Annotated in this window: 15 protein-coding genes; 8 read left to right on the top strand and 7 right to left on the bottom strand. The window is 71.6% G+C overall.

Annotated elements, in window-relative coordinates; translation table 11 throughout:
- Window positions 1–115: 115 nt before the first annotated feature.
- A complete protein-coding gene (locus ACFYV5_RS09265) occupies window positions 116–535 on the bottom strand; it encodes a Fur family transcriptional regulator (RefSeq protein WP_355108256.1) in 420 nt (139 codons plus the stop codon).
- Window positions 536–675: 140 nt separating this feature from the next.
- Here ACFYV5_RS09265 and ACFYV5_RS09260 point away from each other — a divergent pair, with 140 nt between their 5' ends.
- Window positions 676–2,127 (top strand): catalase, encoded by a 1,452-nt coding sequence (locus tag ACFYV5_RS09260; RefSeq protein WP_389166184.1) that lies wholly within the window; start codon window positions 676–678, stop codon window positions 2,125–2,127.
- 56 nt (window positions 2,128–2,183) lie between these two features.
- Here the strand turns inward: ACFYV5_RS09260 and ACFYV5_RS09255 are convergent, their stop codons facing one another.
- Both ACFYV5_RS09255 and hisN read right to left on the bottom strand, forming a co-directional pair.
- On the bottom strand, window positions 2,184–2,585 hold the full coding sequence (locus tag ACFYV5_RS09255; protein WP_355108252.1) for a CBS domain-containing protein: 402 nt from the start codon (window positions 2,583–2,585) through the stop codon (window positions 2,184–2,186).
- A gap of 195 nt (window positions 2,586–2,780) precedes the next feature.
- Window positions 2,781–3,581 (bottom strand): histidinol-phosphatase, encoded by an 801-nt coding sequence (gene hisN / locus ACFYV5_RS09250; RefSeq protein WP_355108250.1) that lies wholly within the window; start codon window positions 3,579–3,581, stop codon window positions 2,781–2,783.
- Between the two features lie 106 nt (window positions 3,582–3,687).
- On the opposite strand from hisN, the gene ACFYV5_RS09245 reads away from it, so the two are divergent.
- The gene (locus tag ACFYV5_RS09245; RefSeq protein ID WP_389166179.1) at window positions 3,688–4,353 is read left to right on the top strand and encodes a TetR/AcrR family transcriptional regulator; all 666 of its coding nucleotides are present in this window, start codon (window positions 3,688–3,690) and stop codon (window positions 4,351–4,353) included.
- Here ACFYV5_RS09245 and ACFYV5_RS09240 read toward each other — a convergent pair.
- From ACFYV5_RS09240 to ACFYV5_RS09225, 4 genes are all read right to left on the bottom strand, one after another.
- Window positions 4,245–4,568 carry a multidrug efflux SMR transporter gene (locus ACFYV5_RS09240; RefSeq protein WP_355108246.1) on the bottom strand — a complete coding sequence of 108 codons (324 nt, stop codon included), beginning with the start codon at window positions 4,566–4,568 and terminating at the stop codon, window positions 4,245–4,247. The two genes, ACFYV5_RS09245 and ACFYV5_RS09240, sit on opposite strands and share 109 nt — an antisense overlap.
- Before the next feature lie 92 nt (window positions 4,569–4,660).
- Complete coding sequence (gene rsgA, locus ACFYV5_RS09235; protein WP_355108244.1) at window positions 4,661–5,674, bottom strand: ribosome small subunit-dependent GTPase A; 1,014 nt, start codon at window positions 5,672–5,674, stop codon at window positions 4,661–4,663.
- A 3-nt stretch (window positions 5,675–5,677) separates the two neighbouring features.
- Window positions 5,678–7,006: a 3-phosphoshikimate 1-carboxyvinyltransferase gene (gene aroA, locus ACFYV5_RS09230; protein ID WP_389166175.1), complete on the bottom strand. Its 1,329-nt coding sequence runs from the start codon at window positions 7,004–7,006 to the stop codon at window positions 5,678–5,680.
- Window positions 7,007–7,034: 28 nt separating this feature from the next.
- Window positions 7,035–7,721 carry a M50 family metallopeptidase gene (locus ACFYV5_RS09225; RefSeq protein WP_355108240.1) on the bottom strand — a complete coding sequence of 229 codons (687 nt, stop codon included), beginning with the start codon at window positions 7,719–7,721 and terminating at the stop codon, window positions 7,035–7,037.
- A gap of 51 nt (window positions 7,722–7,772) precedes the next feature.
- On the opposite strand from ACFYV5_RS09225, the gene ACFYV5_RS09220 reads away from it, so the two are divergent.
- From ACFYV5_RS09220 to ACFYV5_RS09195, 6 genes are all read left to right on the top strand, one after another.
- Complete coding sequence (locus ACFYV5_RS09220; RefSeq protein WP_389166172.1) at window positions 7,773–8,588, top strand: SOS response-associated peptidase; 816 nt, start codon at window positions 7,773–7,775, stop codon at window positions 8,586–8,588.
- Between the two features lie 39 nt (window positions 8,589–8,627).
- Window positions 8,628–9,296 (top strand): alpha/beta family hydrolase, encoded by a 669-nt coding sequence (locus tag ACFYV5_RS09215; protein ID WP_389166170.1) that lies wholly within the window; start codon window positions 8,628–8,630, stop codon window positions 9,294–9,296.
- Between the two features lie 225 nt (window positions 9,297–9,521).
- Complete coding sequence (locus ACFYV5_RS09210; RefSeq protein ID WP_030207302.1) at window positions 9,522–10,178, top strand: sigma-70 family RNA polymerase sigma factor; 657 nt, start codon at window positions 9,522–9,524, stop codon at window positions 10,176–10,178.
- Entirely contained in the window at window positions 10,175–10,483 is a 309-nt protein-coding gene (rsrA, locus tag ACFYV5_RS09205; RefSeq protein ID WP_355108235.1) for a mycothiol system anti-sigma-R factor, read from the top strand. Before ACFYV5_RS09210 ends, rsrA begins: the two co-directional genes overlap by 4 nt.
- A 126-nt stretch (window positions 10,484–10,609) precedes the next feature.
- Window positions 10,610–12,094 carry an HD domain-containing phosphohydrolase gene (locus ACFYV5_RS09200; RefSeq protein WP_389166167.1) on the top strand — a complete coding sequence of 495 codons (1,485 nt, stop codon included), beginning with the start codon at window positions 10,610–10,612 and terminating at the stop codon, window positions 12,092–12,094.
- Window positions 12,091–13,338, top strand: coding sequence for an HD-GYP domain-containing protein (locus ACFYV5_RS09195; protein ID WP_389166164.1), 1,248 nt, complete (start codon window positions 12,091–12,093; stop codon window positions 13,336–13,338). Before ACFYV5_RS09200 ends, ACFYV5_RS09195 begins: the two co-directional genes overlap by 4 nt.
- Window positions 13,339–13,407: the final 69 nt, after the last annotated feature.

Below are 13,407 nucleotides of genomic sequence, written 5' to 3'. Positions count from 1 at the left end.
ACTGGATCCGGGCCTTCGTCGTATGTCCGCCGGCGCCGTCCCCCGTACGCGCCCGCAGCGTGCGAAAGAGCCCCCACCGTCCGGTGGGGGCTCTTTCATGGGGCGCGGGGAGGTCTCAGGCCGTGGTCGCGCAGTTCGGGCAGATGCCGCGGTAGGTGACCTCGACGTCCGAGATCGTGAAGCCGAAGCGCTCCGTGTCCGGGAGGTCCGCCAGCGGGTTGCCGGAGGGGTGGACGTCACGGATCGCGCCGCAGCTCCCGCAGACCAGGTGCTGGTGCGGGCGGTGGGCGTTCGGGTCGTACCGCTTGGCGCGGCCGTCCGTCGCGACTTCCATGACCTCGCCCAGCGTGACCATCTCGCCCAGCGTGTTGTAGACGGTCGCCCGGGAGATCTCGGGGAGCCTCCGCACGGCGCGGGCGTGGACCTCGTCGGCGGTCAGATGGACGTGATCTCCGTCGAGGACCTCGGCCACGACGCGCCGCTGCGCGGTCATGCGCCAGCCGCGGCCGCGCAGTCGTTCCAACAGGTCACTCATGGGGGTCAGCCTAACAGTGAGGGGCCGACGTCCCGAACTCGTGTGACTTTGGAAGCTTGCTTGACTTAGACAATGTCCATTGTAGGATCGAGTTCGGAAGCCAAGGACAGGGCTTGCAGGAAGCAACGCAGGAGGCGCACGTGACGCAGGGACCGCTCACCACGGAGGCCGGGGCGCCGGTCGCCGACAACCAGAACAGCGAGACGGCGGGCGTCGGCGGGCCCGTCCTCGTCCAGGACCAGCTCCTCCTGGAGAAGCTCGCCCACTTCAACCGCGAGCGCATCCCGGAGCGCGTGGTCCACGCCCGTGGCGCCGGCGCGTACGGCACCTTCACGCTCACCCGTGACGTCTCGCAGTGGACCCGCGCCGCGTTCCTCTCCGAGGTCGGCAAGCAGACCGAGACGTTCCTGCGCTTCTCCACCGTCGCGGGCAACCTCGGTGCGGCCGACGCGGTGCGCGACCCGCGGGGCTGGGCGCTGAAGTTCTACACCGAAGAGGGCAATTACGACCTCGTCGGCAACAACACCCCGGTGTTCTTCATCAGGGACGCCATCAAGTTCCCCGACTTCATCCACACCCAGAAGCGCGACCCGTACACCGGCTCGCAGGAGGCGGACAACGTCTGGGACTTCTGGAGCCTCTCGCCCGAGTCGACCCACCAGGTGACCTGGCTCTTCGGTGACCGCGGCATCCCCGCCTCGTACCGCCACATGGACGGCTTCGGCTCGCACACCTTCCAGTGGAACAACGAGGCCGGCGAGGTCTTCTGGGTCAAGTACCACTTCAAGACCGACCAGGGCATCAAGAACCTCACCCAGGCCGAGGCCAACAAGCTCGCCGGTGAGGACCCCGACTCGCACCAGCGCGACCTGCGGGAGGCCATCGAGCGCGGTGACTTCCCGACCTGGACCGTGCAGGTGCAGATCATGCCGGCGGCCGAGGCGGCGACCTACCGCTTCAACCCGTTCGATCTCACCAAGGTGTGGCCGCACGCGGACTACCCGCCGATCGAGATCGGCAAGCTGGAGCTCAACCGCAACCCGGAGAACATCTTCGCCGAGGTCGAGCAGTCGATCTTCAGCCCCGCGCACTTCGTGCCGGGCATCGGCCCGTCCCCGGACAAGATGCTCCAGGGCCGCCTCTTCGCGTACGGCGACGCTCACCGCTACCGCGTCGGCATCAACGCCGACCACCTGCCCGTGAACCGCCCGCACGCCACCGAGGCGCGCACGCACTCCCGTGACGGCTTCCTGTACGACGGCCGCCACAAGGGCGCGAAGAACTACGAGCCCAACAGCTTCGGCGGCCCGCACCAGACCGACCGCCCGCTGTGGCAGCCGATCCCGGTGACGGGTGTGACCGGCGACCACGCCGCTGCGATCCACGCGGAGGACGACGACTTCGTCCAGGCGGGCAACCTCTACCGTCTGATGTCCGAGGACGAGAAGGGGCGTCTCGTCGAGAACCTGGCGGGCTTCATCGCCAAGGTCTCGCGCGAGGACATCGTCGAGCGGGCGATCGCCAACTTCCGTCAGGCGGACGGTGACTTCGGCAAGCGGCTCGAGGCCGCGGTCCAGGCCCTGCGCGGCTGAGGACGCTTGTCGTCGAGAGAGGGCCGGACTCCCGTGGGGAGTCCGGCCCTTTCGCGTCACCCGGCCAGCGAGTGCGTGCGCCGGTGCTCCGGGGTCCAGCAGCGAATGATGTCGCGCACCGAGACGATGCCCACCGGCCCCGTCCCGTCGAGCACGACCAGATGACGGAACCCGCCGTGCGTCATGGCCGCCGCGGCCTCCTCCAGGGTCCACGTCGGCGCCGCGAAGACGACGTTGTTGGTGGTGTGGCCCCCGACGGTCTCCACGTCGGGGTTCTGGTCCGCGCCGATCGAGTTGAGGATGTCGCGCTCGGTGAGGATGCCGAGCCCGCTGGTGTCGTTGTCCAGGACTATGGCCGCGCCGACGCGGCGGGCCGACATCAGCCGGGCCGCCTGGCGGAGGGTGTGCGTGGGTCCGAGGGTCAGGGCCAGCGTGCTCATGGCGTCACGGACGAGCATGGATGGAGCCACCTCCTTGGCGAACAGGTTCCGCCTTCAACGAGAACCGATTCACAAGTTCACAAGTGGGGGGACTCTCAGAGTTGCACCGGAGGCGTCGGTCAACAAGGGGGCGCGCGAAGCATCCCCAGGGGGCGCGTCAGCTCTTCCGGTTCAGAACTCCCGGCTCAGAACAGCCGGTTCAGAACTCCTGGTTCAGCTCTTCTGGTTCAGATAGCTGAGCAGTTCGCCGTGGAGCAGGCCGTTCGACGCCGCCGCGTTGCCGCTGTGCGGACCGTGCCGGCCGTCGAGACCGGTGAACGTGCCGCCCGCCTCCTGGACGACGATCGCCGTGGCCGCCATGTCCCAGAGGGACAGCTCCGGTTCGGCGCAGACGTCCACCGCACCCTCGGCCACCATCATGTACGGCCAGAAGTCGCCGTACGCCCGCGTCCGCCAGCACGCGCGCGTGAGGTCGAGGAAGCCGTCGAGGCGGCCCTGCTCCTCCCAGCCGCTCAGCGAGGAGTACGCGAAGGAGGCGTCGGCGAGCTCCGAGACCTTCGAGACGTGGATCCGGGTCGCCGAGGTCAGGCTGCGGCCCGTGTACGCGCCCGCGCCCTTCGCGGCCCACCAGCGCCGGCCGAGCGCCGGCGCCGAGACCACGCCCACCACCGGCTGGAAACCGGTGTCCCCGGCCTCCATCAGCGCGATCAGGGTCGCCCAGACGGGAACCCCGCGCACGTAGTTCTTGGTGCCGTCGATCGGGTCGATCACCCAGCGACGCGGGCCCGTGCCCTCGACGCCGTACTCCTCGCCGAGGATCGCGTCGCGCGGCCGCGCCCGCTGGAGCTGGCCGCGGATCAGCTCCTCGGCGGCCTTGTCCGCCTCGCTGACGGGCGTCATGTCCGGCTTGGTCTCGACCTTCAGGTCGAGCGCCTTGAACCGGTCCATGGTCGCCGCGTCGGCGGCATCCGCGAGGACGTGGGCGAGACGCAGATCATCGTGGTAATCGGCCATGGTCGAAACTCTATCCCTCGAAGGGACGTGGGCCGACGAGAGCCCTTGACACTGCGTGGCCACCCGTCAACTCTGAGCGCAGAACCGTTCTGGCCGGGAGGCGACGATGCCGACTGCCCGTGAGGCCCTGTTGAACGCCGCGCTGGCGGCCCTCGGGGGGCTGCCCTGGTCGGCGGTGCGGATGGTCGACGTCGCCTCCGCCGCGGGCGTCTCCCGGCAGACCCTCTACAACGAGTTCGGCAGCAAGGAGGGGCTGGCCCGCGCGCTCGTACGACGTGAGGCCGACGCCTACCTCCAGGGCGTGGACCGGCTCCTCGCCCGGCCCCTGCCGCCCGCGCGGAACCTCGCCGCCGTCGCCGGATGGACCGTCGCCGAGGCCGCTGCCCGTCCGCTCCTGCGCGCCCTGCTCACCGGCTGCTGGAACGAGCGGCTGCCGACGCCCCGCCCGGCGCGCGCGGGCGCCCGCGCCTCCGCCGTACCCGCGCAGCGCCGCGCCGACGCCGGGGTGCCCTCGCCCGCGGATCTGCTCGGACTCGCGCGGGACCGGGCCGCGTCCGCGCTGGGGCCGGGCGACGACGAGACGCTGCGGTCCTGCGAGGTCGTCCTGCGCCTGGCGCTGTCGTACGTCGTCGCACCGAGGCCGCCGATCTTCCCGGCGGAGGGTCAGTGGGCCGAGCCGGAGAGCTGGAGCCCGACGACGCCGACGATCACCAGCGTGATCGAGACGATCTTCAGGGTCGACACGATGTCGCCGAGGAAGACCATCCCGTAGATCGCCGTCCCGGCCGCGCCGATGCCGGTCCACACCGCGTACGCGGGACCGACGTCCAACTTGCGCAGCGCCAGGGTCAGAAGGCCGAAGCTGCCGAGGGCGAAAACGGCGAAGGCGATCGTCGGCCAGAGCCGGGTGAAACCGTGCGAGAGCTTCAGGCAGACGGCGAATCCCGTCTCCAGGATCCCCGCCACCACCACCAGCAGCCACGCCATCGTCAGTGCCTCCCACGCCGTCGGTGACTGCTTCGTCGCACTTGGTGCGATTATGCACTTACCAAGAGCGGCCGACCGCAAACGTGCGCGATTCAGTCGCCCTCGCGTCGTTCCCGGGTGGAGAGAAGGCGGCGCAGCGAATGCAGCCGAGCCGGGTCGGCATGCCCGTCCGCCACCCACGCGTCCAGCGCGCAGTCCGGCTCGTCGTGGCTGCAGGACCGCGGACAGTTCTCGGTGCCGGGTACGAGATCGGGGAAGGCGAGGATGACCCGGGAGGGATCGACGTGGTGCAGCCCGAAGGAGCGCACGCCGGGGGTGTCGATCACCCAGCCGCCCTCCTTGTCGTTGAGCGGGAGGGCGAGCGCCGAGGTGGTGGTGTGCCGGCCGCGGCCCGTGACCGCGTTGACAAGGCCGGTGCTCCGCCGACGCTCCGGCGGCACCAGGGCGTTGACCAGGGTCGTCTTGCCGACACCGGAGTGCCCGACGAACGCCGTGGTCCGCCCCTTGAGGTGCTCGTGGACCCGCTCGGCGGCGACTCCGTCCACGAACTCGTCCCGCGTGGTGACCACGTGCGGCACGCCGAGCGCGCCGTACATCTCCAGGAGGTCGTCCGGCGGGGCCAGGTCCGACTTCGTCAGGACCAGGAGCGGGGTGAGCCCGCCGTCGTACGCGGCGACCAGACAGCGGTCGATCAGCCGCGGGCGGGGCTCCGGGTCGGCGAGCGCGGTGACGATCGCCAGCTGGTCGGCGTTGGCGACGACCACGCGCTCGAACGGATCGTCGTCGTCGGCCGTGCGACGCAGGACGGAGCTGCGTTCGCCGATCCGTACGATCCGGGCCAGTGTGTCCTTCTCGCCGGACAGGTCGCCGACGATCGAGACCCGGTCGCCGACGACGGCGGCCTTGCGGCCCAGCTCGCGCGCCTTCATCGCCATGACGATCCGGTCGTCCACCAGACAGGTGAGCCGTCCCCGGTCCACGGTGAGGACCATGCCCTCGACCGCGTCCTCGTGCTTCGGGCGGATGCTGGTGCGGGGACGGTTGCCCTTGCGGTTGGGCCGCTGGCGGATGTCGTCCTCGTCGGTGTGCTTCCCGTAACGCCGCATGCCTCAGACTCCGAGCATTTCGGTCCACATCCTGGGGAAGTCGGGCAAGGTCTTGGCGGTCGTCGCCACGTTCTCGATCTCCACGCCCTCGACCGCGAGGCCGATGATCGCGCCCGCCGTCGCCATGCGGTGGTCGTGGTACGTGTGGAACACCCCGCCGTGCAGCGGGCGCGGGCGGATGTGCAGACCGTCCTCGGTCTCCGTCACATCGCCGCCGAGCTCGTTGATCTCCTTGGTCAGGGCCGCCAGACGGTCCGTCTCGTGGAGCCGCAGATGCGCGACGCCGCGCAGTGTGGAGGGGGAGTCGGCGAGCGCCGCGACCGCCGCGATGCCGGGCGTCAGCTCGCCGACCTCGCTCAGGTCGACGTCGATGCCGTGGATCCGGCCGCTGCCGGTGAACGTGAGGCCCGCCTCGGTGAGCTCGCAGGAGCCACCCATCTCGGTGAAGATCTCCCGCAGCGCGTCACCGGGCTGGGTGGTCCTGGCCGGCCAGTCCGGAACCGTGACCCGGCCACCGGTGACCAGGGCCGCGGCCAGGAACGGCTGGGCGTTGGAGAGGTCGGGCTCGACGGTCAGGTCCCGGCCGAGCAGGGCGGAGGGGGAGACCCGCCAGACGTTCGGCTCGCCACCGGTCTCCGGCTCGTCGACCTGGGCGCCGACCAGACGCAGCATGTCGACGGTCATCCGGATGTGGGGCAGGGACGGCAGCTTGGCCCCGACATGACGTACCTCCACCCCCTGGTTGAAGCGGGGCGCGGAGAGCAGCAGCGCGCTGACGAACTGCGAGGACGAGGAGGCGTCGATCTCCACCGGGCCGCCGTCGAGCGCCCCGCCGCCGTGCACCGTCATCGGCAGCGCGCCGCGCCCGTCGTCGTCGATCCGGGCGCCGAGCACGCGCAGCGCGTCGATCACGCCGTTCAGCGGACGCTCGTGGGAACGGGCGTCACCGTCGAAGTGCACCGGGCCGTCGGCGAGGGCCGCCACCGGCGGCAGGAAGCGCATGACCGTACCCGCGTTGCCGACGTCCACGGTCGCCGGGCCGCGCAGCCCCGCCGGGATGATCCGCCAGGCCTCGCCCGTGCCGTCAGGACCTACGCCCTCCTCGATCTTCACGCCGAGCGTCCGCAGGGCATCGGCCATCAGGAGCGTGTCGCGGGAGCGCAGCGGGCGGCGCAGCCAGCCCGGCTCGGCGGCGAGCGCGGCGAGGACCAGGCCGCGGTTGGTGACCGACTTCGATCCCGGCACGGTGACGGTCGCGTCGACGGAACCGCTCGCGTACGGGGCGGGCCAGGGGTCGGTCTGCAGGTCGGCGTGCGAGGGGGTTTCGGTCATGCCCTCACTTTAGTGGGGACGGCTCCGACTACAGCCCCAGCAACCAGCGCCCTCCGCCGATCAGGGAGCAGATCGCGACGGCGTGGAAGAAGAAGAGCCAGATCGCCGGGTGGACGTGGGTGAGGCGCGCCAGCTGGTCGGCGTCCGAGTCCGGGGCCCCTCCGTGGCGCCTCTTGCCCTGCAGCTCGAAGACCGGCCGGACCCCGCCGGCGAGCAGGAACCAGACGACGGAGTACGCGAACGCCGACTGCACGTCCGGGCCGGTCAGCCAGGAGACCAGGAGGAACGCGGCGCCCGTGACGAGCACGGTGAAGATCCCGTACGCGTTGCGGACCATCGCGAGCATGGCCAGTAGGAGCGCGGTCGCCAGCCAGAGCAGGAGCGTGATCCGGTGGTCGGCGAGCAGCCAGGCGCCGCCGAGGCCGAGCAGCGGGGCTGCGGTGTAGCCGGCGGCGGCCGTGAGGATCATGCCGAGGCCGGTCGGGCGGCCGCGGGAGACGGTGAGCCCGCTGGTGTCCGAGTGGAGCCGGATGGACTGGAGCCGGCGGCCGGTGACGAGGGCGATCAGACCGTGGCCGCCCTCGTGGGCGATGGTGATGGCGTTGCGGGACAGCCGCCATATCGCGCGGGGCACGGTGACGGCGAGGGCGGCGAGGGCGGTCGCGATCACCAGCCACTCTTCGGGGGCCGGCTGCGTACCGAGGACTTCGGTCATTTCTGGGATCGGCTCCTCGGTGGGGTGGGGGATCGTGGCAGTGTGGCACGTATGTGCGGACGGTATGCAGCGAGTCGTCGGCCCGAGGACCTGGTGGGTGTCTTCGAGGTCGAGAAGTGGGAGCCCGAGGAGACCCTCGCTCCCGACTGGAACGTGGCCCCGACCAAGGAGGTCTACGCGGTCCTGGAACGCCCTCTGAAAGACGCGGATTCACCGCGTCCGGTTCGCCAGCTGCGGACACTGAAGTGGGGTCTGGTGCCGTCCTGGTCCAAGTCGCCGGAGGGCGCGGCCAGGATGATCAACGCGCGGGCGGAGACGGTCGCCGAGAAGCCGTCGTTCAAGCGGGCCTTCGCCACGCGGCGCTGCATCCTGCCGGCCGACGGCTATTACGAGTGGGTGACCGGGTCCGGGGAGCGTGACCTGGAGGTCGAGGGGAAGAAGAAGCGGCCGCGGAAGCAGCCCTACTTCGTGACTCCCGCGGACGGCTCGGTCTTCGCGATGGCCGGACTCTACGAGTTCTGGCGCGACCGCACGCTGCCGGACGACCACCCCTCGGCGTGGTGGGTGACGTGCTCCGTGATCACCACCGAGGCGGAGACGGGCCCGCTGGGCGTGGCCCCGGCGGAGGGCCCCGGCTCGCTCGCGGACATCCACCCCCGGATGCCGCTGATGCTGACCCCGGACCGCTGGGACGCGTGGCTGGACCCGCACCGCACGGACCTGGAGGAGCTCCAGGGGCTGCTCGCGGCGCCTCCGGGGGGCCTCATGCGGGCGTACCCGGTGGCCACCGCGGTCAGCAACGTCCGCAACAACGGCCCGGAGCTCCTGACGGAACTGGAGGGTCCGGAGGTCGGCACGCTGTTCTGAGCGCGGCCCCCAGAGGGTCCGGCGCGGCAGGATGGTCGCGTGACCACGAGCGAGAACGTATCGACCGAGGACGTATCGACCGAGAACGTATCGACCGACGCCGGGGACGCCCGGATCACCTGGCACCCCGGCAGGAAGCCCTGGGCGGTCCTGGCCCTCGGGCACGGGGCCGGCGGCGGGATCGAGGCGCGGGACCTCCAGGCCCTCGCCGGGGCGCTGCCCGCGCACGGCGTGAGCGTGGCGCTCGTCGAGCAGCCGTGGCGGGTCGCCGGGAAGAAGGTGGCGCCCGCGCCGAAGACCCTGGACACCGGGTGGCGCGGGCTCTGGCCCGCCCTCGCCGCCCCCGGCCTTCCCGTGATCGCCGGAGGGCGCAGCGCCGGCGCCCGGGTCGCCTGCCGGACCGGGAAGGAGCTCGGCGCCACCGCCGTGCTCGCCCTGAGCTTCCCGCTGCACCCGCCGGGTAAGCCCGAGAAGTCCCGGGCCGACGAGCTGCTCTCCACCGGCCTGCCCACCCTCGTCGTGCAGGGCGGGAGCGACCCCTTCGGGAAGCCCGAGGAGTTCCCCGAGGGCGACTTCCGACTCGCCGAGGTGCCGTACGGCGATCATGGCTTCGCCGTCCCCAAGCGGGCCCCCGTCACACCCGAGCGGACCCTCGGTCTCATCGTCGAGGACGTCACCTCGTGGGCCGCGTCACTGCGGGAATGCTGAGCACGCGACCACGGTTGTGCCCCATGTCGGTGTGAGAGCAAGGAAGAGGGAGTCCGTCGCATGGGTTCGACCATCTGCCCCGAGCGCGTGAAGGCCGCTGACCTCGACTGGACAGTGCTGCCCGCGCCCAGGACCGCCCCTATTCGGGCGGCGGGTGGAGGGGTTCCTCGTCTATCCTCCGAATCGAGCGGGTCCGCATTCGGGTTCGCCGCAGCGCTGGAGGAGGTGGGTCCGGTCACTGGGACCGACACAGGGACCGACGACGGCCCCGAGGAGACGACCGAGGAGCGCAACGCGCGCTTCGAGCGGGACGCCCTCGGATACCTCGACCAGATGTACTCCGCCGCCCTGCGCATGACGCGGAACCCCGCGGACGCCGAGGACCTGGTGCAGGAGACGTATGCCAAGGCGTACGGCTCGTTCCACCAGTTCCGCGAGGGTACGAATCTGAAGGCGTGGCTGTACCGCATCCTCACCAACACCTTCATCAACTCGTACCGCAAGAAGCAGCGCGAGCCCCAGCGCAGCGCTGCCGAGGAGATCGAGGACTGGCAGCTCGCCCGCGCCGAGTCGCACATGTCGACCGGTCTGCGGTCCGCCGAGTCGCAGGCCCTCGACCACCTGCCGGACTCCGACGTGAAGGAAGCGCTTCAGGCGATCCCCGAGGAATTCCGCATCGCCGTCTATCTCGCGGATGTCGAGGGCTTTGCGTACAAGGAGATCGCGGACATCATGGGGACACCCATCGGTACGGTGATGTCCCGACTGCACCGGGGCCGCCGCCAGTTGCGCGGCATGCTCGAGGACTACGCCCGCGACCGCGGGCTCGTTCCCGCGGGCGCCGGAGAGTCGTCGAACGATCTGAAAGGCTCGGGCTCATGAGCTGCGGAGAGCCGCACGAGACGGACTGCTCAGAGGTCCTGGATCATCTCTACGAGTTCCTCGACCATGAGATGCCCGACAGTGACTGCACCAAGTTCGAGGTCCACTTCGAGGAGTGCTCCCCGTGCCTGGAGAAGTACGGCCTGGAGCAGGCGGTGAAGAAGCTCGTCAAGCGCTGCTGCGGCAGTGACGACGTGCCCACCGATCTGCGGGCCAAGGTGATGGGCCGGATCGACCTCATCCGTTCGGGGCACCTGATGCCCGACCAGGACGTGACGGATGTGACGGCGACCGCCCAGGAGTGACCGCCGATCCTGTGTGAAGGGCCGCCGCGAGACCGTCGCGGCGGCCCTCATGCATACATCAGCTTGTATCACCCGATGGTGCGAATCGCTCGCCGACCGCCCGAACGCGCCGCCCGACTCGCTAGCGTGACAGCCGTGATGGGCGTGATGGCGATTCCGCGAGCGGCACGCGTGTACATCGGCTGCGTCCTCCTCGGCGCCGCCGGATGCGTCCTGCCCGCGCTGCGCCCCGGCGCGCAGACCCCCTGGGGAACCGTCGCCCTCCTCACCGCCCTCTACGCCCTGTGCGAGCTGCCCGGCCGCTGCCCGCTGCTCGGCCGGGCCCTGGGCGGCTCCGTGCCCATGGGCGCGGGCTCCTTCTTTCCCGTCCTGCTCGCCTCGGCGCTGCTCCTGCCGCCCTCCGCCGCCGCGCTCACGGTCCTGCCCGGAGTGCTGCTCGCCCGCGTCGAGCAACGGCCGGCGGGGGTACGCCGGGTATGGCGGGCCGGACAGCTCGCGCTCGCCGTCTGGGCCGCCGCGCTGGTCGCCACCGCCCTGAGCCGCGAGGGCGTCCTCGGGCGGGGCGCGGCCACCCCCGACTTCCCGTACGTCCTGCTGCCGGCCGGGGCCTCCGCGCTCACCTTCTGCCTGGTCCTGACCGCCCTGACCGGCGGGATCCGCGCGACGGCCGAGGGCCTCGCCCCGCGCACCGCCTGGCGCGGGCTGTTCGTCCGAGCCCTCGCCCCGCACGTCGTGCACGGGCTCGCCGGGCTGATGATGGCCGTGCTGTGGCGCAGCACGTACGGTCCCGTCGCCGCGCTCTTCGTCCTGCTGCCCATGTACATCTCGTGCTGGGTCTTCGCCCAGTACCACCGGGAACGCGCCGCCCACCAGGCGACGATCCGCGCCCTGGTCCAGGCCGTCGACATCAAGGACCGGTACACCCGGGGGCACAGCGAGCGTGTCGGGGCAGCCTCGGTGCTGATCGCCCGGGAACTCGGCATGGCGGAGGAACGTCTGGAGATCCTCCGCTTCGCCGGGATCCTGCACGACGTGGGCAAGCTCGGCGTACCGACCCGGGTCCTGAGGAAGGACGGGCCGCTGACACCGGAGGAGCGCCGGATCATCGAACTGCATCCCGAGTACGGACACGAGATGGTGCGGGGCATCGGCTTCCTGGGCGAGGCACGGGCGGCGATCCTGCACCACCACGAGAAGATGGACGGGAGCGGCTACCCGTACGGACTCAGGGGCGGTCAGATCCCGGAGTTCGCCCGGGTGGTCGCGGTCGCCGACGCCTTCGACGCGATGACCTCGACCCGGTCGTACAGCAGGGCGCGGCCGGTGGCGACGGCGGTGGCGGAGCTGGAGCGGTGCGCGGGCACGCACTTCGACCCGCTGATGGTGGGGGCGCTGGTACGGGCGCTCGACCGCCACGGCTGGCAGACGGCGGTCACGGCCGACGAGCCGCCGCTCCCGGGCGCCGGGCTCCCGACGCCGAGGCCGCCCGCTCCGCGCGACGCCGGCCCCGAGCCGCCGTCCGCCGGGCCCGGTGCCGCCCCCGAGCCGCCGTCCGTCCGGCCCGGTGCCGCCCCCGAGCCACCCCTCGCCCGCCCGCGGGGCAGCGCGTGAAGCCCGGGGGCGTGACCGTCGGTGCCGTCTACGGAGCCGCGCTCGTCCTCACCACCGGCGGCTTCGCCTCCACGCTCTGGTACGGGGTCGAGGAGCCCGGCATCGCCCTCGCGTTCGGCGTCCTCATCGCATGCGGCGAGCTCGCCCGCTGGGGCGCCCTGCCCGGCGAGAGGGAGCCCGCGCCGATCGCCGCCGCCGGAGCCCTCGCGTACGCCCTGCTCGGCGAGAACGCCGGCAGCACCACCACCCACGGCGTGCTCCAGATCATCGCCGTCGCCGTCGCGGGCGGGCTCGTGGGGATCGTCCCGCACATCGCCCGCGGCAGGGGCCCCGACCTGGACCACCTGGCGCGGCGCATCCTCACCGTCGGCTTCGCCGCCCTCTGCTTCCAGCCGCTCTACAACGCGGGCGATCTCACCCACTACCTCGGTCAGGGGCCGTCCTACGCCCTCTACCTGCTGCTTCTGCTCGTCCTCACCGCCCTGTGCGACGCGGTCGTCGCCGCCCTCGTGCTGCGCGCCCGCACCGGGTACCCGTACGGCCCTCTCCTGCGCGACGAGCTGCGCGCCCTGCTCGGCATCGGCTCCGCGGTCTGCGCCACCGGCGCCGTGATGGCCCTCGGCGTGGCCGTCGCCGGGCTCTGGGCGCTGCCCGTCTTCTGCGTACCGCTGCTGCTCACGCAGGTGGCGTTCCGCCGGTACGCGGCCGTGCGCACCACCAACCGGCAGACCATCGCCTCCCTCGCCCGCGCCACCGAGATCGCCGGCTGCACCCCGCCCGGCCACGCCCACCGCGTCGCCGCGCTCAGCGCCGCCGTCGGGCGCGAGCTGGGGCTCTCCGGGACCGAGCTGACCGTCCTGGAGTACGCGGCGCTCATGCACGACATCGGGCAGCTCTCCCTCGTCGACCCCGTCCCCGAAGGGGCCACGGCCCTCCTCCCGGCCGAGGAACAGCGCCGCATCGCGCTCCTCGGCGCCGCGGTCGTCCGCCAGACCGGCGTCCCCGCCGCCGTGGCCGTCGTGGTGGAACGGCAGGCCGATCCGTACCGTGACCAACCCCTGCCCGCCCGGATCGTCCGTACCGTCAACGCCTACGACGACCTGGCCGGAGACAGCGCGGCGGGCGGCCTGGGCGCCCTCGAACGCCTGCGCCTCGGGACCGCCCGCGACTACCATCCGGAGGTCGTCGAGTCCCTGGCCAGAGTCCTCGCGAGAGGCGGCGTCGCGTCGGCCCCCGCTGGGTAACCCATGGGTAATGAGCGCGCGTCCAACCGGGCATGGTTGGATGCGAACAAGAGGGTGAAGCGACCGGCA

Origin of the sequence: Streptomyces sp. NPDC003035 (genome assembly GCF_042888285.1) — a bacterium.
Classification (GTDB): Bacteria; Actinomycetota; Actinomycetes; order Streptomycetales; family Streptomycetaceae; genus Streptomyces.
Note: the sequence above shows the minus strand (reverse complement) of the source record. Positions and strands in the feature narration are given on the sequence as shown.

Excerpts from the sequence above, each read along its gene's own strand:
- ACFYV5_RS09265 (WP_355108256.1), bottom strand. The coding sequence starts at position 535 with ATGAGTGACCTGTTGGAACGACTGCGCGGCCGCGGCTGGCGCATGACC.
- ACFYV5_RS09255 (WP_355108252.1), bottom strand. The coding sequence starts at position 2,585 with ATGCTCGTCCGTGACGCCATGAGCACGCTGGCCCTGACCCTCGGACCC.
- hisN (WP_355108250.1), bottom strand. The coding sequence starts at position 3,581 with ATGGCCGATTACCACGATGATCTGCGTCTCGCCCACGTCCTCGCGGAT.
- ACFYV5_RS09245 (WP_389166179.1), top strand. The coding sequence starts at position 3,688 with ATGCCGACTGCCCGTGAGGCCCTGTTGAACGCCGCGCTGGCGGCCCTC.
- ACFYV5_RS09240 (WP_355108246.1), bottom strand. The coding sequence starts at position 4,568 with ATGGCGTGGCTGCTGGTGGTGGTGGCGGGGATCCTGGAGACGGGATTC.
- rsgA (WP_355108244.1), bottom strand. The coding sequence starts at position 5,674 with ATGCGGCGTTACGGGAAGCACACCGACGAGGACGACATCCGCCAGCGG.
- aroA (WP_389166175.1), bottom strand. The coding sequence starts at position 7,006 with ATGACCGAAACCCCCTCGCACGCCGACCTGCAGACCGACCCCTGGCCC.
- ACFYV5_RS09225 (WP_355108240.1), bottom strand. The coding sequence starts at position 7,721 with ATGACCGAAGTCCTCGGTACGCAGCCGGCCCCCGAAGAGTGGCTGGTG.
- ACFYV5_RS09220 (WP_389166172.1), top strand. The coding sequence starts at position 7,773 with ATGTGCGGACGGTATGCAGCGAGTCGTCGGCCCGAGGACCTGGTGGGT.
- rsrA (WP_355108235.1), top strand. The coding sequence starts at position 10,175 with ATGAGCTGCGGAGAGCCGCACGAGACGGACTGCTCAGAGGTCCTGGAT.